This window comes from Vibrio eleionomae, from assembly GCF_009874545.1.
Lineage (GTDB): Bacteria > Pseudomonadota > Gammaproteobacteria > Enterobacterales > Vibrionaceae > Vibrio > Vibrio nitrifigilis.
Map to the genome: position 1 here is coordinate 1 of NZ_WEKT01000034.1, position 20610 is coordinate 20610.

General features: G+C 42.9%; 22 protein-coding genes and 7 tRNA genes. 3 read left to right on the plus strand and 26 right to left on the minus strand.

What is annotated here, in order from left to right; translation table 11 throughout:
• From F9817_RS15795 to fkpA, 9 genes are all read right to left on the minus strand, one after another.
• The coding region (locus tag F9817_RS15795) for a GTP-binding protein (RefSeq protein WP_345789737.1) at positions 1-150 on the minus strand (150 nt) is incomplete at its 3' end.
• 107 nt (positions 151-257) lie between these two features.
• Positions 258-2354 (minus strand): elongation factor G, encoded by a 2097-nt coding sequence (gene fusA / locus F9817_RS15800; RefSeq protein WP_161157134.1) that lies wholly within the window; start codon positions 2352-2354, stop codon positions 258-260.
• 78 nt (positions 2355-2432) lie between these two features.
• Positions 2433-2903, minus strand: a complete 471-nt coding sequence (gene rpsG / locus F9817_RS15805) for a 30S ribosomal protein S7 (protein ID WP_161157135.1) — start codon at positions 2901-2903, stop codon at positions 2433-2435.
• Positions 2904-3001: 98 nt separating this feature from the next.
• Positions 3002-3376: a 30S ribosomal protein S12 gene (gene rpsL, locus F9817_RS15810; RefSeq protein WP_004399892.1), complete on the minus strand. Its 375-nt coding sequence runs from the start codon at positions 3374-3376 to the stop codon at positions 3002-3004.
• A 170-nt stretch (positions 3377-3546) separates the two neighbouring features.
• Positions 3547-3822: a sulfurtransferase complex subunit TusB gene (gene tusB / locus F9817_RS15815; protein ID WP_161157136.1), complete on the minus strand. Its 276-nt coding sequence runs from the start codon at positions 3820-3822 to the stop codon at positions 3547-3549.
• A 9-nt stretch (positions 3823-3831) separates the two neighbouring features.
• Complete coding sequence (tusC, locus tag F9817_RS15820; protein ID WP_161157137.1) at positions 3832-4188, minus strand: sulfurtransferase complex subunit TusC; 357 nt, start codon at positions 4186-4188, stop codon at positions 3832-3834.
• The gene (gene tusD / locus F9817_RS15825) at positions 4185-4595 is read right to left on the minus strand and encodes a sulfurtransferase complex subunit TusD (RefSeq protein ID WP_427916713.1); all 411 of its coding nucleotides are present in this window, start codon (positions 4593-4595) and stop codon (positions 4185-4187) included. Before tusD ends, tusC begins: the two co-directional genes overlap by 4 nt.
• Positions 4592-5314: a helix-turn-helix transcriptional regulator gene (locus F9817_RS15830; RefSeq protein WP_161157138.1), complete on the minus strand. Its 723-nt coding sequence runs from the start codon at positions 5312-5314 to the stop codon at positions 4592-4594. The genes tusD and F9817_RS15830 overlap by 4 nt, the downstream gene beginning before the upstream one ends.
• Before the next feature lie 180 nt (positions 5315-5494).
• Positions 5495-6292 carry an FKBP-type peptidyl-prolyl cis-trans isomerase gene (fkpA, locus tag F9817_RS15835; protein ID WP_161157139.1) on the minus strand — a complete coding sequence of 266 codons (798 nt, stop codon included), beginning with the start codon at positions 6290-6292 and terminating at the stop codon, positions 5495-5497.
• A 134-nt stretch (positions 6293-6426) separates the two neighbouring features.
• On the opposite strand from fkpA, the gene F9817_RS15840 reads away from it, so the two are divergent.
• Both F9817_RS15840 and F9817_RS15845 read left to right on the plus strand, forming a co-directional pair.
• On the plus strand, positions 6427-7410 hold the full coding sequence (locus F9817_RS15840; RefSeq protein WP_161157140.1) for a WD40 repeat domain-containing protein: 984 nt from the start codon (positions 6427-6429) through the stop codon (positions 7408-7410).
• Positions 7411-7412: 2 nt separating this feature from the next.
• Positions 7413-7640, plus strand: a complete 228-nt coding sequence (locus tag F9817_RS15845; RefSeq protein ID WP_161157141.1) for a SlyX family protein — start codon at positions 7413-7415, stop codon at positions 7638-7640.
• Positions 7641-7655: 15 nt separating this feature from the next.
• Here the strand turns inward: F9817_RS15845 and F9817_RS15850 are convergent, their stop codons facing one another.
• From F9817_RS15850 to tsaE, 9 genes are all read right to left on the minus strand, one after another.
• On the minus strand, positions 7656-7841 hold the full coding sequence (locus F9817_RS15850) for a DUF2065 domain-containing protein (RefSeq protein WP_161157142.1): 186 nt from the start codon (positions 7839-7841) through the stop codon (positions 7656-7658).
• 80 nt (positions 7842-7921) lie between these two features.
• Positions 7922-8905, minus strand: coding sequence for a protease modulator HflC (hflC, locus tag F9817_RS15855; protein WP_161157143.1), 984 nt, complete (start codon positions 8903-8905; stop codon positions 7922-7924).
• A gap of 2 nt (positions 8906-8907) precedes the next feature.
• A complete protein-coding gene (gene hflK, locus F9817_RS15860) occupies positions 8908-10119 on the minus strand; it encodes an FtsH protease activity modulator HflK (protein WP_161157144.1) in 1212 nt (403 codons plus the stop codon).
• Positions 10120-10164: 45 nt separating this feature from the next.
• Positions 10165-11454: a ribosome rescue GTPase HflX gene (gene hflX / locus F9817_RS15865; protein WP_161157145.1), complete on the minus strand. Its 1290-nt coding sequence runs from the start codon at positions 11452-11454 to the stop codon at positions 10165-10167.
• A 39-nt stretch (positions 11455-11493) separates the two neighbouring features.
• Entirely contained in the window at positions 11494-11757 is a 264-nt protein-coding gene (gene hfq / locus F9817_RS15870) for an RNA chaperone Hfq (RefSeq protein WP_161157146.1), read from the minus strand.
• 194 nt (positions 11758-11951) lie between these two features.
• Positions 11952-12884 carry a tRNA (adenosine(37)-N6)-dimethylallyltransferase MiaA gene (gene miaA, locus F9817_RS15875; protein WP_161157147.1) on the minus strand — a complete coding sequence of 311 codons (933 nt, stop codon included), beginning with the start codon at positions 12882-12884 and terminating at the stop codon, positions 11952-11954.
• The gene (gene mutL / locus F9817_RS15880; protein ID WP_161157148.1) at positions 12881-14884 is read right to left on the minus strand and encodes a DNA mismatch repair endonuclease MutL; all 2004 of its coding nucleotides are present in this window, start codon (positions 14882-14884) and stop codon (positions 12881-12883) included. Before mutL ends, miaA begins: the two co-directional genes overlap by 4 nt.
• A 43-nt stretch (positions 14885-14927) precedes the next feature.
• The gene (locus tag F9817_RS15885) at positions 14928-16649 is read right to left on the minus strand and encodes an N-acetylmuramoyl-L-alanine amidase (protein ID WP_161157149.1); all 1722 of its coding nucleotides are present in this window, start codon (positions 16647-16649) and stop codon (positions 14928-14930) included.
• Positions 16643-17107 (minus strand): tRNA (adenosine(37)-N6)-threonylcarbamoyltransferase complex ATPase subunit type 1 TsaE, encoded by a 465-nt coding sequence (gene tsaE, locus F9817_RS15890; RefSeq protein WP_161157150.1) that lies wholly within the window; start codon positions 17105-17107, stop codon positions 16643-16645. Before tsaE ends, F9817_RS15885 begins: the two co-directional genes overlap by 7 nt.
• 216 nt (positions 17108-17323) lie before the next feature.
• Between tsaE and queG the strand changes: the two genes are divergently transcribed.
• The gene (queG, locus tag F9817_RS15895; RefSeq protein ID WP_161157151.1) at positions 17324-18436 is read left to right on the plus strand and encodes a tRNA epoxyqueuosine(34) reductase QueG; all 1113 of its coding nucleotides are present in this window, start codon (positions 17324-17326) and stop codon (positions 18434-18436) included.
• 550 nt (positions 18437-18986) lie between these two features.
• Here the strand turns inward: queG and F9817_RS15900 are convergent.
• From F9817_RS15900 to orn, 8 genes are all read right to left on the minus strand, one after another.
• Positions 18987-19063: transfer RNA gene (locus tag F9817_RS15900), tRNA-Met, on the minus strand.
• Between the two features lie 73 nt (positions 19064-19136).
• Positions 19137-19213, minus strand: a tRNA-Met gene (locus F9817_RS15905).
• A gap of 60 nt (positions 19214-19273) precedes the next feature.
• Positions 19274-19349: transfer RNA gene (locus F9817_RS15910), tRNA-Gly, on the minus strand.
• A gap of 35 nt (positions 19350-19384) precedes the next feature.
• Positions 19385-19461 (minus strand) — tRNA-Met (locus F9817_RS15915).
• A 60-nt stretch (positions 19462-19521) separates the two neighbouring features.
• Positions 19522-19597, minus strand: a tRNA-Gly gene (locus F9817_RS15920).
• A gap of 35 nt (positions 19598-19632) precedes the next feature.
• Positions 19633-19709 (minus strand) — tRNA-Met (locus F9817_RS15925).
• 55 nt (positions 19710-19764) lie between these two features.
• Positions 19765-19840 (minus strand) — tRNA-Gly (locus tag F9817_RS15930).
• Positions 19841-20025: 185 nt separating this feature from the next.
• A complete protein-coding gene (gene orn, locus F9817_RS15935) occupies positions 20026-20571 on the minus strand; it encodes an oligoribonuclease (RefSeq protein ID WP_161157152.1) in 546 nt (181 codons plus the stop codon).
• Positions 20572-20610: the final 39 nt, after the last annotated feature.

Sequence of the window (20610 nt, forward strand, 5' to 3'; positions counted from 1 at the left end):
GATTGACGCAAAGTCACGTGCTGAACCGCCGTATACTTTAGACAGTACAGTACAGATAGCTGCAGTTAGAGTTGTTTTACCGTGGTCAACGTGGCCGATAGTACCAACGTTTACGTGCGGTTTCGTACGTTCAAATTTTTCTTTAGACACGATCGTGTTCCTTCCTAGTTATGATTCACCTTGAGTAACGTACACCCAAGGCGCGCCAGAAATTGCTATTTTATGCGCCAACGCTCGTTAGCGCAATAGATTCATTGTTAACCGCGCTCAGCAACGATTGCTTCAGCAACGTTTTTAGGCACTTCACCGTACTCACAAAACTCCATAGAGTATGTTGCACGGCCCTGTGTCGCAGAGCGAAGGTCAGTTGCGTAACCAAACATTTCCGCAAGAGGGACTTTAGCATGAATAATTTTCAGCCCGACAGGCCCTTCATCCATACCATCGATAAGGCCGCGGCGACGGTTAAGATCACCAACAACATCACCCATCCAATCTTCCGGAGTGGTTACTTCAACTTTCATTAGCGGTTCAAGAATAACTGGGTTTGCTTGCAGCGCACCTTTCTTAAACGCCATCGAGCCAGCGATTTTAAACGCCATCTCGTTAGAGTCAACATCGTGGTATGAACCATCGAACAAGGTCGCTTTAACATCCATAACAGGATAGCCAGCAAGAACACCATTGTTCATTTGTTCTTCGATACCTTTCGCTACCGAACTGATGTATTCCTTAGGAACGACACCACCAACGATTTCGTCAACAAAAACAAACCCTTCGTCTGGTTCAGACGGTTCCAGTTTAAGCCAAACATGGCCATACTGACCTCGCCCGCCCGATTGACGAACAAACTTGCCTTCTACTTCGGTGGATCCACGAATAGTCTCGCGGTAAGCAACCTGAGGTTTACCCACGTTACAATCAACACTGAATTCACGTTTTAGGCGATCAACGATGATATCAAGGTGAAGTTCACCCATACCAGAAATCAACGTTTGGCCTGTATCTTCATCCGTTTCAACGCGGAAAGAAGGGTCTTCAGCAGCCAGTTTACCCAGCGCAATACCCATTTTTTCTTGGTCAGCCTTAGAACGAGGCTCTACAGCGATTTGAATAACCGGTGTAGGGAATTCCATACGTTCTAGAATTACTCGATGGTTTGGCTCACAAAGTGTGTCACCCGTAGTCACATCTTTTAGGCCGATTGCCGCAGCAATATCACCTGCGTAAACTTCTTTGATTTCTTCACGTTTGTTAGAGTGCATTTGCACAATACGGCCAAAGCGTTCACGTTTTTGTTTCACTGAGTTGTACACAGCATCGCCTGATTTTACAACACCAGAATAAACACGCATAAACGCCAACGTACCAACAAACGGGTCTGTTGCGATTTTGAATGCTAGTGCAGAGAATGGTTCTTGGTCATCAGCATGACGCTCAAGCACATTACCTGACTCATCTTCACCTTTAATAGAAGGGACATCGATTGGCGATGGCAAGAATTCAATCACTGCATCAAGAGCAGCTTGAACACCTTTGTTTTTAAATGCACTACCACAAGTTGCCAATACAATTTCATTATTAAGCGTACGTTGACGAAGACCTTGTTTGATCTCCTCTTCCGTTAGCTCACCTTCTTCAAGGTATTTATCCATTAACTCGTCGTTTGCTTCTGCCGCAGACTCCACCATGTGGGTGCGCCATTCTTCAGCAAGTTCAACGAGATCTGCTGGAATATCTTCATGGGTATAAGTCATACCCTGATCGGCTTCATTCCAGTTAATGGCTTTCATCTTGATTAGGTCGATGACACCTTTAAACTCATCTTCCGCACCAATGTTTAACTGGATTGGAACTGGGTTTGCACCAAGACGATTTTTAATTTGGTCTACAACGCGTAAGAAATCTGCACCTGCACGGTCCATCTTGTTAACAAACACCATGCGTGGAACGTGGTATTTGTCAGCCTGACGCCATACGGTTTCGGATTGAGGTTCAACGCCCGATGCACCGCAGAAAACAACCATTGCACCATCAAGCACGCGAAGAGAACGCTCTACTTCAATAGTAAAGTCAACGTGTCCTGGGGTATCAATGATGTTGATGCGATGTGGTTCAAACTGTTGGTCCATACCACTCCAGAAGGTAGTAGTCGCAGCCGAGGTAATTGTGATACCACGTTCTTGCTCCTGCTCCATCCAGTCCATGGTTGCTGCACCATCGTGAACTTCACCGATTTTATGAGAAAGGCCAGTGTAGAACAGAATACGCTCAGTTGTGGTTGTTTTTCCTGCGTCTACGTGAGCACAAATACCGATGTTACGATAGCGCTCAATAGGAGTTTTCCTAGCCACGATTGTATCCTCTTACTAAGGTTAACCTTAGGATCTAGAAATGTGCTGCGAGAGAACCTCGCAGCACAGAAGGTATTATTACCAACGGTAATGAGCAAACGCTTTGTTTGCATCTGCCATACGGTGAACGTCTTCACGTTTCTTAACAGCAGTACCTTTGTTTTCAGCCGCGTCTAGCATTTCTGCTGATAGACGTGCAGCCATAGATTTTTCACCACGCTTGCGCGCAGCTTCAACCAACCAACGCATAGCAAGTGCGTTACGGCGAACCGGACGTACTTCTACAGGCACTTGGTAAGTTGAACCACCAACACGGCGAGATTTAACTTCTACCGCAGGGCGTACATTTTCAAGAGCTTCTTCGAATACAGCTAAGTGATCTTTACCAGATTTCTCAGCCATAGTGTCTAGTGCAGTGTAAACAATTTTTTCTGCAGTAGATTTTTTACCGTCAACCATAAGGATGTTAACGAATTTTGCCAGCAGTTCAGATTTGAACTTTGGATCTGGAAGGATCTTACGCTGACCAATAACGCGACGACGTGGCATGGATATTCTCCGTTGTCTTCTTCAGGTTATCCAAAACTTTTCAGTTTCTTCAAAAATTAATAAATAAATTAGTGTTTGGCCTTACTTAACGGAATCCATTAAGACTTAGGACGTTTCACACCGTATTTAGAACGACCTTGTTTACGGTCATTTACGCCTGCACAGTCAAGTGCACCACGTACAGTGTGGTAACGCACACCTGGAAGGTCTTTAACACGACCACCACGGATTAGAACAACTGAGTGCTCTTGAAGGTTGTGACCTTCACCGCCGATGTACGAAGTTACTTCGAAACCGTTAGTCAGACGTACACGACAAACTTTACGAAGTGCTGAGTTAGGTTTTTTAGGTGTAGTAGTGTAAACACGAGTACATACACCACGTTTTTGTGGGCACGCTTCTAGTGCAGGCACGTTGCTTTTAACAACTTGCTTTGCACGTGGCTTACGTACCAACTGGTTAATAGTTGCCATTAAATAGCTCCTGATTTACTTAAAGTAAGCTTTGTGAAAAATCTATCCCTACCTAAATAGGGACGCAAAATTCTATGCAGCAGCAGAGGGAGTGTCAAGAAATATACAGATCTTTTTTGCGTGTTCTTTAAGGCTGAGTGTCAGTTAAACGCAACACCTTAAAAAAAACACTACCAAGTGGCTGAGTTAACATGGGTTACAGTTAAGTCTACAAAGCCCGCCATATCAACGATGTCCAGCGTTTTTGCTACTTTATGTTCCCAGCCTCTAGCCATTAGATCCTCTTGTAAAACATAAACTCCGACACAAGATTTAATACTCGCATAAGCTTGAGATTTCTCATGTGCAGCATAGATGGCACCTTCTACTAATAAGAGAGCATCTTCTTCTCGTAACAGAGAAATAACAAGAGGCAATTTTTCGATGCTTTTGACGATATGTAACATCTGATTACCTTAATAACTTAAAACATTGTCGAATTGACTTAACTTATCAGCCAACTCTTGAGGAGAAAGGCATTCACCATCAATAATCAATTCACTTTGTGCAATGCCCCATTGCTGCAAACTCTCACTGCAAATATAACGTTGCTCAAGGTCATATAAATCTAACAGCTTAAAAGCACTGGAATAATTACGGCTCAAAATATGCTCTGGCTGTTGGTCCTTAAGCAACTGTAAGACACCTTCACCAACAAAAAATAACGCAATATCTTCGCTATAGTTGGATGTAGCAAGGATGGCATCTAACCCTTCTCGCCCCGAAGTCACTTGATGTGGTGCTTGATGAAAGATAAACGCGACTTTATTCAAAATTGCACCACTCTGTCCTGTGTTAATAGCGACTCCGCCAAACTACCTAGCCCTGTTTGTTCAAAACCTTGAGCCAGATTACTGTTGGACAATTGATGTAACTGTTGTTCAGCTTCACTAACAATTCCCCGACGCAATGCTGCTGCCACACATGTTTCGAGCCTTACGTTATGTTTTTGCGCTAACGACTGCCAAGCTGCTACAAGGTCAAACTCATCATTTGCGGGTACGGTCAACGCACTACCATTATTGACTCCATCTTGATAGAAAAACACACCCTTTAAGGTGTGTCCTTTTTCAATCAAAGCGTTGGCAAATAAGTAAGCACTACGTGACGTTTGGGTTCCATAAACCGGACCATTTACCACTAAGCAATAGTTCAGTGATGTCGATGGGCTTTCACTCACTTTTCATCTTCCTCAGTTTTACGCTGACGAATATATAAATAGACAGTGTGTTTAGAGATGTTCAAACGATCAGCGACCCGATTTATTGCATCTTTAATATCGAAAATGCCTTTATCAAATAACTCCATCACAATCTGGCGGTTTTTGGTGTTATTCGATACCGATTTATCCGCATTGATCTCTTCAATTGTACGCTCAACGGTTTGGTCCACCAGCTCTTCAACATCACTAGCAAAGTTAACGTTAGAGGCAGCTTCTTGTGCTTCAGGTGTTGGCAAAAACGAATTCAGAATTTGTGAGAATGGCGCATCTAGGTTTACGTTGACACATAATAAGCCGATCACACGGTTATCCCCATTACGGATGGCTACCGTGATGGACTTCATCAATACGCCACCTTTAGCCCGAGTAAAATAAGAACGCGAAAAGTTTCTTTCCGAACCTTCAATATCCTTTAGCATTTTTAATGCTAAATCAGTGATTGGCGATCCCACCTGACGACCGGTATTTTCACCGTTCGCAATTTTTACCGCAGAGGTATTCAGATCTTCCAGTGAATGCAAAACGATTTCACAAAAAGGACCAATCAGACTGGCGATACCGTCTACCACAGCTTCGTAGGATTTAAGAATCACTTTGTCATGTTCAGAAAAAGGCTTCACATGCACCGATTCCATCTCCAGAAGCAGTTCAGAGTTAATGGTTTCTGTGGTTGTCACTGTTTTTGACCTTAGAACAATAATTCAACAATTTAGGGTAAGTTTATCAGAAAATTTTAATATTTTGCTGCGCTATATTACCAACTAGTGACCTAGAACAATTTTAATGTTCTTATCAAGATAGATAACTATAAAAAAAGGGCTTGATAAACAAGCCCTTTTCTCTATTTTGTCTCTAAATTATTTTTTAGTACTTGGTACTGCTGCTTTGTGCTCTGGCTTAGGGTTGACTTTAAGTAACTCCACTTCAAACACCAACGTAGAATCTGCTGGAATTTTTGGTGTTGCTTGTTTGCCATAAGCCAATTTTGGCGGAATCACAAACTCATATTTAGCGCCTGGTTTCATTAGTTGAACACCTTCAGTCCAACCAGGGATCACGCGATTTAGCGGGAAAGTAGCTGGCTCACCACGGTCATAAGAGCTATCAAATTTCGTTCCGTCAATCAAAGTACCTTTGTATTGAACTTGAACGGTATCCGTTGCTTTAGGTGATGCGCCTTTACCTGGTGTCAGAACTTTATACATCAAACCAGATTTAGTCGTTTTCACGCCGTCTTCTTTTGCAAACTTAGCACGGTAGTCATCACCTTTCTTCTGGTTAGCTGCTGCTTCATCCGCTTGCTTTTTCTTCATTTTTTCAGCAACGCGCTTATCCAGATCTTTAAGCACTTTACGTGTCTCATCATCTTTCATACCCGCTTTACCAGCAAATGTATCTTCGATACCTTGCAGAACGATATCTTTGTTAAGCTCAACACCAATCTCTTTTGGTTTTTCTAAGCTAGAAGATAGGTAGTTAGCAAAAGAAACACCGATAGCGTATGCCGCTTTATCATCGTCTGATTTAAAGTTAACTGCACCTTGCGATTGCTCAGCAGCTGGTTTAGTGTCCGATTTTTTTTGTTCATCTTGCTGGCAGCCAGCTGCTAACATAACGGTAGCGGCAAGCAGTGACACTTTAAATAATGATTTCATTAAATTCTCCAATTTTTCGGCAGTCCTATTGGGATTGTGCACAAAAATGAGGTTTGCAGTGGTGCACAACACACAGTTGTACCAATATAACTTGATGTTATTCGATTGTCTTGATACTTAACGGATTATTAAACTTGAAACAGTTAATTTCTCATTTCATCCTGTATCTGTTTGTCATAGTGACGTTAAATGGATGCTTTTTCACAAGCCACTCTGTCGAAGAGTGGGATCTTGAACCCAATGGTTCGACGGCTTTTGGTCTAAGTCGTGATGGCCGTTTTGCTCTTATTTATTCAAAAGAACATCAGCTATTACTGTGGGATCTTACCCAACGTAAACAGCTAGCCGATTTAGGTGCTCAAGACCAAGAAGCAACCACTGTAACCAATATCCGCATTTCTGATAATGATCGCTATGCCATTACAGCCTCCCAAATCAACTTTGCTGTTTGGGACTTAGGAATGACACAAGCCAAAGGACTTTGGTCTATCTCAGATGGCCTAATTCGTGACGTTGATATCTCAAGTGATGGTCAACAAGTCTTACTCGGTTTATCCAATGGAAAAGCAATCTACGTCGACTTAGTCACCGGGCGCCGCTTAGAGTTCCTTGCTCACCGCGAAAAAGTGAATACTGTCGCTCTATCTCCCAACGGTCACTATGCCTTAACCGGTGGTAACGACCATAATGCGTTCTTATGGGATACCCACACCGGCCAGATCATATTAACCTTTGAACATGAACACAGAGTGAATAGAGTCGCATTGCAGCGTGACGGTTTATATGCCTTCACCTCAGATGATGGTAAAGATGCCTATATCTGGAATTTAAAAACAGGAAAGAAACAAGCTCAATTGAAAAGCTTTTCCCGTCAACTTATTTTCAGCTCAGCTCGTTTTTCTGATGATGGTCGTTACTTAATCACTGGTACACCGTCAAGTCGAGTCGAAATTTGGAATACGCAAACAGGAAAACGCCTCGATAGTTTCGACACAAAACCGAGAAAAGATGCGCGCCCACCAAGGGCGGTAGTGTATGATGCGGCTATTGATAAACAGCAACGCATTATCTCAGCAACATCAGCAGGTATAGCCGAAGCTTGGCAGTTTGAAGAGTAACAATGAAAGACGAACAGATAACTAAACTAGAACAACGTATCGATGATTTGGAATGCCAAATGGCCTTTCAAGAGCAAACGATTAGCGATCTTAACGATGCTTTGACTCAACAACAGTTACTCATCACCAAAATGCAAGATCAGATGAAGTACATGGTTGGTAAAATTAAGTCGATGAGCACCTCGAACTTGGCGGATCCATCTGAAGAGACTCCTCCACCCCATTACTAAATAGTTCTTGCTTCGTTACAGGAAAAAGTGGGCAATCACGATACCGGCAACCACTAAACACCCGCCCATACGACGTAGTTGATGATCGGATTGTTGGCTAATTTGAGCAATCATTTGACGCCAACCGTTGGGCGCAATTAATGGCCCTAGCCCTTCAATAATTAACACGACACCTAAAACCCCAAAGATGGTTGTTGCCATTACTTTCTACCTGTCACAAACAAAAAAGAGAGGCTCCCACAGGAGCCTCTCTTTTTCAACTTAAAACAATGAATACGGTACTATTTCGCAGTAGCGCCTTTCGGATCCTTCATGTATTTGAAGAAATCACTACTTGGATCAAGTACTAACACATCATTCTTATCATTAAACGATTTTTCGTACGCCTGAAGCGAACGCAAGAACGTAAAAAACTCTGGGTCTTCATTGTAAGCTTTAGCATAAATTTTTGCCGCTTTAGCATCTGCTTCACCGCGAGTAACTCGAGCAGTTTTATCCGCCTCAGCTAAGATCGTCGATACTTCAAGTTCTGCTTGAGCACGTATCACTTCCGCTTTTTCACGGCCTTGTGAACGGTGCTTACGTGCAACGGATTCACGTTCAGCTCTCATACGACGATAGATTGATTCACTGATTTCATCAGGTAGGTTGATTTTCTTCATACGGAAATCAACAACATATACACCTAAATCTTTTGCAGCACTCTTACGAGTGTCAGTCAGTACATCAGCCATGATTTGATCACGCTGACCATCAACCTCTAATGCTTCTTTTGCTGCTTCAGTTGTCACTACGTCAGCATCTGAACTTGCAGGAAGCACATCATCATTACGAGGACCTGAAACAATCTGCTTAATTTCACGAGCACCAATTTCAGAACGTAATACGTCCGTTACCTTACGTTCAAGCAACGCTTCTGCAGTTAATGCATTACCGCCGCCTGTTGCTAGGTAATAACGACCAAAGTCTTGGATACGCCATTTTACGTAAGAATCGATGATGACATCTTTTTTCTCTGCCGTAACAAAGCGGTCTGCTCTACCATCCATTGTTTGAATACGAGCATCTAGTGTTTTCACTCGATCGAACAAAGGCAATTTAAAATGAAGTCCAGGATTATAAATTTGCGCAACTGAACTTTCATTTTCTTTAAGCACTTTACCGAATCGAATTACAATGCCTCGTTCACCTTCTGGAATAACGAACATCGACATTAACAGCAACGCTAAAACAACGACAACTGCAGGGATAAGTAATTTACGCATGCTTAGTATCTCCCTTGACGTGTATCGTTACTACGAGATGCGGAATCTGACGCATTCTTCTTACTATCAGAGTGTTGTGACTCAGCTTTTATTTGGTCATAAACAGACGTTGAATCGGTGTTATCCGTTTTCTTCGTTGTTGGTTTGCCCGCATTTTCCATGATCTTATCAATTGGTAAGTACAACATGTTACCACTCGATTTAGAGTCGACCATGACTTTAGAAGTACTTGAGTACACTTTTTCCATCGCGTCTAGGTATAGACGTTCGCGAGTAACTTTAGGTGCAGCTTCATATTCAGGAAGCAATTGTTCAAACTGAGCAACCTGACCAATAGCGCCATTAACAACACGTTCGCTGTAACCCTGAGCTTCCTTCTTCAAACGTTCTGCACGACCGGTTGCCTTAGGTAAGATCTCATTTTTGTATGCTTCAGCTTCACGAATAAAGCGTTCTTCATCTTCTCGAGCAGCAATAGCATCATCAAACGCATCTTTCACCTGCTCAGGTGGACGTGCTGATTGGAAGTTCACATCAACTATCGTGATACCCATATCATAAGTATCGATAATATCGTTGAGTGTCTCTTGAGTGGTTTGACGAATCTGTTGACGTCCACTCGTCAAGATACTATCCATCAATGAGTCACCAATCACTGCACGCAGCGCAGAATCAGTTGCCTGACGCAAACTATCGTCAGCATTGGTCACAACAAATAAGTATTTGTAAGGATCCGAAACTCGATACTGAACATCCATAGAAACGGTCACAACATTCTCATCTTTTGTTAACATCAGTCCTGATGCACGAAGAGAACGAATTGCCTGAACGTTAACTGGAGTCACTTGATCAACAAAGCGCGGACGCCAGTTTAGACCAGGATCGACAATACGATCGTATTTACCGAGCCGCAGGACAACCCCACGTTCAGCTTCACCGATGGTATAAAAGCCAGCAAAGAACCAAATGAGGACAGCGATAAGAGCGATGACACCGATACCGACTGCTCCGCCATTAGAAAACGAAGGTCCTTTACCGCTCCCCTTCTTACCAAACTTGCCCCCGAGCTTTTGACTTAGCTTATTGAACACTTCGTCTAAATCTGGAGGACCTTGTTCACGGCCACCGTTGTTACCACGATTATTGTTACCCCATGGGTCATTATCGCGGCCACCATTGTTGCCGTTGTTATTACCAGGCTCATTCCACGCCATTAGAAAGCTCCATCATTTGATATGACGTTATACTCTAGCAGTCATTTAAGTAACTATAAAGTCAGATAAAACTGCCTGTTCTCTTTTCTCTAGTCTAGACCAATCTGCCTGTTGCATACGAACTGTAATTAACAAATTGCCTTCTGGATCATATTCTTCTGTTTTAATCGAGTTCATTTCGAAGAAAGTGCTACGGATACGCCCTTGATGTTGCGGCGGTATCTTCAAGTCATATTGAACCATTTGTTTTGCTAAACGTTCGCTCAATGCATCGAACAGCAAATCAATGCCATCACCGGCCATGGCAGATACGTACACGGCTTTTGGCACACCTTCCTCATCACGTTCAATACGTGGCTGTTGGTGATCTAAACTATCAATTTTATTCATGACTAATAAAGTTGGAACTTCATTCGCTTCAATCTCTACTAGTACATCATTTACCGCTTCTATGTTCTCACGAAAGCGGTCATCACTGGCATCAACAACATGTAACAAAATGTCAGCTTCTTGCGTTTCTTGTAACGTAGCTTTAAAAGCCGCGACAAGATCATGGGGTAGATGTCGAATAAAACCTACCGTATCAGCCAAAATAGCTGGACCTATTTCATCCAACTCAATTTTACGTAGCGTCGGGTCCAATGTGGCAAACAGTTGGTCTGCTGCATATACCCCAGCTTCTGTGATACGGTTAAATAAAGTCGATTTACCGGCGTTGGTGTATCCCACTAACGAAAGCGTAGGGATCTCTGCTCGGTTTCGTGCTCGACGCCCTTGTTCTCGTTGCTTTGCTACCTTGTCTAAACGACGTAAGATAGCTTTTATACGTTCACGCAGTAAACGTCGGTCAGTTTCTAACTGGGTTTCACCCGGACCACGCAAACCAATACCACCTTTCTGACGCTCCAAGTGCGTCCAACCACGGACAAGGCGAGTCGATAAATGGCGTAATTGAGCCAATTCAACTTGTAATTTACCTTCGTGAGTTCGTGCGCGCTGGGCGAAAATATCAAGGATTAGACCTGTACGGTCAATCACTCGACATTGACATAACATTTCTAAGTTACGTTCTTGAGCGGGAGATAGTGCGTGGTTAAAGATAACAACATCAGATGCAGTACGGTGCACTGCATCTGCGATTTCTTGGGCTTTACCTTCACCAACATAATACTTAGGGTGCGGAGATTGGCGACTACCGGTAACAACCTGCATCACTTCTACTCCGGCAGAAGAAACTAGCATTTCACATTCGCTAAGATCTTCCCATTCACCCTCTTGCGTGAAGTTGATATGAACAAGTACGGCTCGCTCCCCGGCTTCATAACGGTCAAACAAGCGATCAACTCCTTAATGTTTGAAAAGTATTAATATTAATTAGTCTTCTGTTTTGTCAGATGGACGATCCTGTGCAGGACGCTCAGCACTGTGATGACTAACTGGACGAGCAGGTACCACAGTTGAAATTGCGTGTTTGTATACCATTTGATTTACAGTGTTTTTCAGCAAGATCACAAATTGATCAAATGACTCAATCTGACCTTGTAGTTTGATACCGTTCACTAAATAGATTGATACAGGGATACGCTCGCGACGTAGTGCATTTAAGAATGGGTCTTGTAGAGATTGCCCCTTAGCCATTTTTTTTTCCTTATTTTGTATTTTGTAGTAATTATTTAGCTAGTGGTGCACTAAAGTTCTGTGCGGCCTTCACATCTGAGCTAAACGAATGAAAACACCCTAATCCGTTTGTTGGGGCACATAAGGCCGACTTCAAGTAACGGATCCTTTACAGGGCACATTACGCAAAAGCGATCCCATTATACACAGCTTAATCAACTAGATGCTATTGCATTTGAAACAGTTTCTAAAGCTTGATCAATGTTTTCGCTATCTAACCAAGTTAAATCATCCCAGCTGCGTAACCAGGTGATCTGTCGCTTGGCCAATTGACGGGTAGCACAGACACCACGAAAGATCGCTTCGTCTAAACTACCGTTTCCGTCTAAATAATCCCACATCTGACGATAGCCTACACAACGAATCGAAGGTAAGTCTGGGTGAAGATCTTGTCGCTCATGTAGCGCTCTAACTTCTTCTTCAAATCCCGCTTCGATCATTTTTTCAAAACGTAGTTCTATACGACGATGCAGTTCAGCCCTTTCCTTGGGAGCAATTGCAAACTGCTTAACACGATAAGGTATAGCATCTCCTTTCGTTTCAGTCAGTTCAGTTAAAGTTTTACCTGAAATTCGATAAACTTCCAACGCCCGTGACAATCTTTGTGGATCATTTGGATGAATTCTATCCGCTGATACAGGATCGATCGCCTTCAGCTCATCGTGCAAGATCGACCAGCCCTTAGTCAATGCTTCTTGCTCGATTTGTTGACGAATTTTGGGATCTGCTGCGGGTAATGGAGACAAACCTTGTAACAGAGCTTTGTAATAAAGCATGGTTCCGCCCACAAGTAACGGAATTTTTCCTTGGTTTACAATCTTTTCCATTTCATCCAATGCGTCTTGCCGAAAGTCTGCCGCAGAGTAGGAATCTTTTGGATCGAGAATATCAATCAATCGATGCGGGGCTTGCTCTAACTCTTCAGCCGTCGGTTTAGCCGTACCTATATCCATCGTTTTATAGATCAAAGCAGAATCAACACTAATGATCTCAACAGGAAATCGTTGTCTTAACCGAATCGCAAGATCTGTTTTCCCCGATGCGGTCGGTCCCATGAGAAATAATGCTAGAGGTAGTTGTTTGGTCATGAATTCAATGCTGCAATAGTCGCTGAAAAATCTACAGATCGGACAAAATGGCTATCGTGCAAAGGTAATTCACCTTGCCACAACTGCTCAATTTCTGAAATCAACTGAATACCTTCTGATAGAGTGTAGTCAGTTTTATCCAGTTTCACATAATTGCTCAACCAAGTGGCTAAACTATCACGATCTAACCGCTTTTCCGTCTGATCCAGTGTTGAAGAGGCGTAAGATAACAGATCTGGTACTAAATTTTGTAGATTTTGCTGCCTTAATGGTTGAGGGACTCCCATTACCATAATGCTTTGCTTGGAGCGTATTTGAAGATCAATACCGAAAGTCATTAATAACTCATGATAAATCTCAATGGCAGCCGCTTCACTTGGAGACACTTTTACCGCCAACGGAACAAGCAGCGGTTGGCTTTTTAGCGCACCTTGTCCCACATTCAATTGACCACGTGTTTTTAGCCAGTTGGCGTGATTCAATGAAACAAGCACACAACCTTGAGGCGTTCCCATCACCAAATACTGCCCTTTGACAACCGTTATAGCTTTGCCTAATTTTTCGATTGGTAGCGATTGTTCTTGATAATCACTCACAATATTAGACGCCAACTCTTTCAATTGTGGAGTCTGCAATAACTGTTGATAAACACGCACTTCATTTGCTGAAGGTGAATCCGAATTGTACTTTTCGCGCCCCTTTTTCGCCCCACTCGCATTCGGTTGTTTAGAGCTACGATAAGGCATCTCATCGCTAAAACTCTTTGCCGGCGGCTCAGCAATAGATGTATCGGTTACATCTTGCATCTGAACCTGAGGCTTGGACGTTTGGATTGAAGAGTGCTGCTCTTTAGGCTTCTGATAGTCTTTTTGCCCAAGATAAGCTGGGGTTTTATCAGCCTGCCAATGGCGAGGATCGCCTTGTTCACGGGTCGAGTCAGGCATATCAGAGTCATGAGGCTGATAAAACGCAGCTTCATTATGTGCTGGCGCATCGATATGCTGACCTTGAGCTAAGGCACTAGTCAAAGCTTGATAGATAAAATCATGAACTAAGCGGGCTTGATGAAAACGCACTTCATGCTTAGCTGGATGGACATTAACGTCGACCTGATGCGGATCAACCTCAATAAATAGCACATACGTTGCGTATTGATCAGGCTTCAGACTGGTTTCGTAACTTTGTCTAATCGCGTGGTTGATCAGCTTATCTTTCATCATGCGGCCATTCACATAGCAGTACTGTAAATCGCTTTGCTGGCGAGCACCTTCAGGTGTCGTGATCCAACCCGAGAGTTTAAGACCTTGATGCTCTAGATCAATCCGCAGCATATTGCGCACAAATGCATTGCCACAAACCGCCCCAATCCGCTTTTCTTCCTGTAATCGAGTTTTCGTTGCCCGATATTGGCGCACCATTTTTCCGTTATGACGTAGATTCAAGGTAACATCAAACCGGCTAAGGGCAATACGCTTAATTAGCTCATCAATATGAGTAAATTCGGTTTTTTCTGTGCGTAGAAATTTACGCCGCGCTGGCGTATTAAAAAACAGATCGAGAACTTCAACTGACGTTCCAACAGGATGGGCGGCAGGTTGCAACTTGACAGCCATATCACGCCCTTCACTGTACGCAGACCACGCTTCTTCTTGTGTCGTTGTACGAGAAGTTAATGTTAAACGAGCAACAGAGCTAATACTCGCTAACGCCTCCCCGCGAAATCCCAAACTCATAATAGCTTCTAGATCATCAAGATTATGAATCTTCGATGTCGCATGACGACTTAACGCGAGTGATAACTCATCTTTAGGAATACCCGAACCATTATCGCGAATGCGAATAAGCTTAGCGCCTCCTTTTTCAATATCGATGTCGATACGAGTAGCGCCTGAATCCAAACTGTTTTCCACCAGCTCTTTAACGACGGAAGCTGGCCTTTCCACCACCTCTCCAGCAGCGATTTGGTTTGCTAAACGAGCGGGTAAAATTTGAATAGCCATAATGGTTTCTATACTTAAGTTATTTGCAAAGCCTCTAACGACTCTACTTATTCGGAATAATTAATATCTGCCCGATAGCCAATGAGTCTGAACGCAAATGGTTGGCAGTTCGAATACTGTTCACACTCACGTTATATTCATTGGCAATTTTCCCTAAAAAGTCACCACGTGAGACTTTATGTTTACGCAATGGCTTATCTTTCAAGCTCACGGTGATTTTAAGCTTTTGACCCACATTCAAAGAATTACTGCGCAACTGGTTTTCCCGCTTGATATCAGCAACGGATACTTTGTATTTTTGAGCGATTCGACCTAAATACTCGCCACGACTTACAGTATGAATAATGGTTTCAGTCTCAACTGGGTTCTCAACCTGAGGCACTTTTAAAGATGTTTCTCCTCCAGGAATTTTTAAGATTTGCCCAACTGATAAAGTATTGGTTTTTAGTTTATTCTCATTTTTTATTGCCGATACAGACATACCATAACGCTGGGCAATCACTGACAGTGAATCGCCACTTTGTACCCGGTAATTATGTGTTTTATTACGATTAGCAAATAACGTCCCTACTGGAGGATTATCTTTAAAATATTGCACTACCGCTGTCGCAACAGCACGAGCAAGCTTATCTTGGTGACTCCGTTGAAACAGCAATCTCTCTTCAGTAGGATTGGAAATAAAGCCTGTTTCAACCAACACTGATGGAATATCAGGAGATTTCAAAACTGCAAGACTAGCATTTACTGGTTTACTTCGATGTAAATGCGTCACTTGCGCTAAATTGTGAACGATGTCAGAAGCCAATTTATAGCCTTCTTTTTGCGAATGGCTAAATTGTAAATCCAGCAGGGTTTGACTCACATTTCGATCGCGATTGTTTTTCGCTAGCACCGCCCCAGCCCCACCTAATAACTCAGATTGCTCTTCGTGGTTTTCTACCCAACGAGCTATTTCAGTGTTCGCACGACGAGTATTTAACACGAAAACTGATGCACCACGTGGTTTAGGGGAGTTAAATGCATCCGCGTGAATTGAAACGAGTAAATACGCCCCATGTTGGCGAGCAATCTCAGTTCGTTTATTCAAACTGACATAATAATCGCCTTTACGCGTTAGAATCGCTTTCATACCGGGAACACGATCAATTAAGTTGGCTAGCTTTTTGGCAATACTCAGCGTGACATTCTTTTCAAATTTATGTCCCGGACCAATCGAACCAGGATCTTCTCCGCCGTGACCAGGATCCACCGCGACGATAATATCCGCATTGCCCGCTAACTGAGAAGCATCACGACTCACCTTTAACTTTTGAATCGGATTGTTGTTAGATAACGCTTGCTGCTTTTTAGTTTTGTTTGGTAAATCGATGACCAAACGGTGCCCATACTGACCACCAGGCGTTGGAGGAAGCTTAAATATATTAGCTGAAATATGCTTTTTTAATTCCAACACCAGCCGATAGGTCCCTTTCTTTGGTGATGAACTTGACCGTATTTTGGTTAATATTGCGCTATCAGTGACCTTCATTGGCAACTTGGCTTTTAACGACGTATCTTGTAAGTCAACCACCAAACGACTTGGACTGCTTAAAGTAAAATAGCTAAATGTTACTTCGGACTTAACATCCATCACTACTCGAGTCTCATCAGGTGAGGGCCAAACCCTAATACCTTCTAATACATTGGCATACACCGAAGAAGTGAAAACAGTGATAAAAAACGTTATTAATAAAACGATGGTACGGAAACGATTAACAATCAACATAACTCCAACTGGCTTAATAAAGCACATCCATATTCATTGTTTGCCGTAAGTTCGGCCTGACGTTGCTCACCATCATAACGAATATCGATAGTGATATCTGGTTGCGGTAACATCCCCTGACCTTTATCTGGCCATTCCACCAGACAAATAGCATCTGGAGTGAAATAGTCCCGAATCCCCATAAACTCAAGTTCTTCAGGATCGGCCAAGCGGTAAAGATCAAAGTGGTAAACACTCCATTGTTCTAATTGGTATGGCTCCACTAAAGTGTAGGTCGGGCTTTTTACATTGCCGTTGTGCCCTAAAGATTGAATAAAGCCACGACTAAATGTTGTTTTTCCAGCACCAAGATCGCCATAGAGATAGAGAGTGGTTTGTTGAGAACATAAGCGTGACAACGCCGTTCCCAATGCAACTGTGTCTTTTTCATTCTTTAATGTAAAGGTCTTGGTGTTCATGTAATACTTTCTCAAAAAATGCCTAATGGCGGAAAATGCCAAAGAACCAGAATAGTAAACTGTAGTGGAATTGATTAACAAGAGATCTTCTGTAAGCAAACAGAAAAACATCCCTAGTTTCATGTCAAAACGCTATGATCAACTTACTAGATCCTTGATATAGGATCCGTTAAAATCCACGCCCTTTACATTTCCCTATTAACTAGTAGATACCTGATGGACTATCAAGCGCTCGCCAAAAAAATAAAATTTTGGGCTCACGAATTAGGGTTCGCCAAGGCTGGGATCTGCGATGTTGATCTTACAGAGCACGAAGCACCTCTCCAACAATGGCTTGATAAAGGTTATCACGGAGAAATGGATTGGATGGCACGACATGGCATGATGCGCGCAAGACCAGCAGAACTATTACCTGGTACATTACGAGTCATCAGCGTTCGTATGGATTACCTTCCACCGGATGCTCATTTCGCCTCAAACCTCAATAATGCCAGTGAAGCTTATATTAGTCGATATGCTCTGGGACGAGATTACCATAAGCTGGTACGAAATCAGCTCAAAAAGCTGGGGGAAAAAATAAAAGCAGAAACAGGAGAACTGGGTTTTCGACCGTTTGTTGACTCTGCTCCAATATTAGAACGCCCCCTAGCTCAAAAAGCAGGACTAGGATGGACTGGCAAGCACTCATTAATTTTAGACGAAGGTGCTGGCTCATGGTTCTTTCTTGGCGAGTTACTCGTTGATATACCACTACCTATCGATACCCCATCAGAAAACCAATGCGGTAAATGTACTGCTTGTATGACATCCTGCCCAACGAACGCTATCGTCGAGGAAGGAATTGTTGATGCACGACGTTGCATCTCGTATCTGACTATAGAATACAGCGGTGTTATTCCGGAAGAATTTCGACCACTGATGGGTAACCGTATTTATGGCTGTGACGATTGCCAATTAGTCTGCCCGTGGAATAGATTCGCGCACCTAACAGAACAGAGTGATTTCCATCGACGCCAAGCTCTCCATGATCCTGACTTACTCGCATTATTTGCTTGGGATGAAAAAACATTTTTAAAAAATATGGAAGGTTCAGCCATTCGCCGTATTGGGCATGAGCAATGGCGCCGCAATATTATTATTGCAATGGGTAACGCACCGTACAGTCAGCAAATTATTGAAACATTGGAGCAAGCCAAAGGCCATTCAGAGCTATTAGACCCACATATTGATTGGGCACTGACCCAACAACAAGAACAATTGCCATTTAAAGATCGAAAGAAAGCTCGCCTTATTCGTATTGTAGAAAAAGGACTACCGAGAGATGCTTAATAAAGTCGATAATTTTCTCGTTATTTAACTTGACAACAAAAACAAAATCAAAGTGTGGAAAAAGTTTTTATGATGCACGTTTTTCCTACCCCACCAAAAGTTAGTCACAACAGCAGGAAATGATTAGGATCAAGTGTTTTTTAGTTAATGATCGTTTTCTTACAGATTTGAGACAATTAAAAAAACAAATAAATTAATAAAAAACAACAAGTTAAGCAAGAATTCTTCCAATTAAAAAAACTGATATACCAAAAAAGATCCTAGACATACAACCATTTTCCAACACACAAAAACACTTTATACACCAAGTTATCCACAAGGATATTTTGTGGATAAGTCTGTTGATTATACGTATAGAAGTTATGGAAGTTCTGTAAGCACAACGCTTCTAGCAGTGGACTAATTTCTTAGAACTCTGTAGAAGAACTGACTCAAGGGGAATGATGCTTCACAGCATTAAGAAAGAGCATTCACGGTGAGAACTTAAATCTAGCACAACCAGATAGACTGGAAAAATTCTCTTTGTGATCCACATAACAATGTGGGAAGTTGGTTGCGGGGGCCAGATTTGAACTGACGACCTTCGGGTTATGAGCCCGACGAGCTACCAAGCTGCTCCACCCCGCGTCCGTATATTGTGCATCGTTGAAGTACGATGAAGACTCTCTTCTTTTACAAGAAGGAAACTGGAGCGACACANTGGTTGCGGGGGCCAGATTTGAACTGACGACCTTCGGGTTATGAGCCCGACGAGCTACCAAGCTGCTCCACCCCGCGTCCGTATATTGTGCATCGTTGAAGTACGATGAAGACTCTCTTCTTTTACAAGAAGGAAACTGGAGCGACACACGAGGTTCGAACTCGTGACCTCAACCTTGGCAAGGTTGCGCTCTACCAACTGAGCTAGTGTCGCATTCACAACCCGTCTCTCGACAAATCGTTGGAATGTGGTTGCGGGGGCCAGATTTGAACTGACGACCTTCGGGTTATGAGCCCGACGAGCTACCAAGCTGCTCCACCCCGCGTCCGTATATTGTGCATCGTTGAAGTACGATGAANACTCTCTTCTTTNANAAGAAGGAAACTGGAGCGACACACGAGGTTCGAACTCGTGACCTCAACCTTGGCAAGGTTGCGCTCTACCAACTGAGCTAGTGTCGCATTCACAACCTGTCTCTCGACAAATCGTTAGAATGTGGTTGCGGGGGCCGGATTTGAACCAACGACCTTCGGGTTATGAGCCCGACGAGCTACCAAGCTGCTCCACCCCGCGTCCGGTGTCATCGTTAAAGTACGATGAAAACTNTCTTCTTTNANAAGAAGGAAACTGGAGCGACACACGAGGTTCGAACTCGTGACCTCAACCTTGGCAAGGTTGCGCTCTACCAACTGAGCTAGTGTCGCAAAGTAACAACGAGTATTCCCCGTCGTTAGGGCTGCGAATTATAAGAGCATTTTTTTGTGATGCAAGTCCTTACATGCAAAAAAAGAGATTTTTTTTCATAAGTGATGAAAAAGCATACAAAAAAGATTCAATACCAACCTAGCAGCCCAAGGAAACACCCTAAGATTGGATCTTAACGTGATCTTTAAATAGCGAACACGTGCTGACGATAATACTTTAACTCTGCAATGGATTCTCTAATATCATCCAGAGCTAAGTGACTACCTTGTTTAGAAAAGCCATCTAACACTTCAGGTTTCCAGCGACGAGTTAGCTCTTTAATCGTACTCACATCAACATATCGATAATGAAAATACTCTTCGAGTAGTGGCATATGTTTATATAAAAATCGACGGTCTTGGCCAATACTATTGCCACAAATAGGAGATTTACCTTTTGGCACCCATTTTTCTAAAAAGGCAATGGTTTGCTCAACGGCTTGTTCTTCGGTAACAGAACTTGCGCGAATGCGATCAACTAAACCACTTGCTGTATGAGTTGTGGTACACCATTCATCCATCTTCGCCAACTCTAATTCTGGTTGGTGAATAGCAAGTACGGGGCCTTCAGCAAGAATATTCAACTCGCTATCAGTCACGATACTCGCAATTTCAATTATTTTGTGCGTTTCAGGATCGAGGCCTGTCATCTCCAAATCGATCCAGATAAGATTCTGTTCGCTATATGACATAGATAGGTGCCTATATGGGATTATCATTAAAAAAGGTAC